Raw genomic sequence first — 569 nt, forward strand, 5'->3', positions numbered from 1 at the left:
TGTCTTCTGGTGGCTGGCAATGACAATGGTATCTGTTTTGTGGCACTGGCTGACGATCCAGACAGGTTAGTTGAGCACCTGCTGGAAAAATATCCACATGCAAAACAGCAGGAAAACGATACCTTATTAACGGATTATTTAATCCAGATTTTAAACTATATTGAAGCGCCAACAGGCGAGCTGGATTTGCCCATTCAGATGGAAGGTACATCGTTTCAAAAGTCAGTATGGAATACCTTATTGCAAATACCTGCTGGACAAACCAGAACGTATACTGAGCTCGCAATGATGCTTGGTCGGCCTTCGTCAGTGCGAGCCGTTGCCAATGCTTGTGCCGCGAATTCACTGGCATTACTGGTTCCTTGTCATCGTATTGTGAATAAAAACGGCAACCTTTCAGGCTATCGCTGGGGTGTTGAGCGTAAACAGATTTTATTAGGGCGTGAGAGGGCATTATTAAGTGTTTGAACATCTTCAATAATGCGTTTCTTTCCATAGCCATTTTAATAGGTGCTGGTTAAATTTTAACCATTCCTTAAAGCTTGTCATAAAAGAAACACTTACAGATT

The 569-nt window shown here is 42.2% G+C and carries 1 protein-coding gene; it reads left to right on the top strand.

Annotated elements, in window-relative coordinates:
* The coding region (locus B4K20_RS15755; RefSeq protein ID WP_289283644.1) for a methylated-DNA--[protein]-cysteine S-methyltransferase at positions 1-468 on the top strand (468 nt) is incomplete at its 5' end.
* Between the last annotated feature and the right edge of the window lie 101 nt (positions 469-569).

The sequence above is a fragment of the Methylophaga sp. UBA5088 genome, from assembly GCF_002414625.1.
Classification (GTDB): domain Bacteria; phylum Pseudomonadota; class Gammaproteobacteria; order Nitrosococcales; family Methylophagaceae; genus Methylophaga; species Methylophaga marina.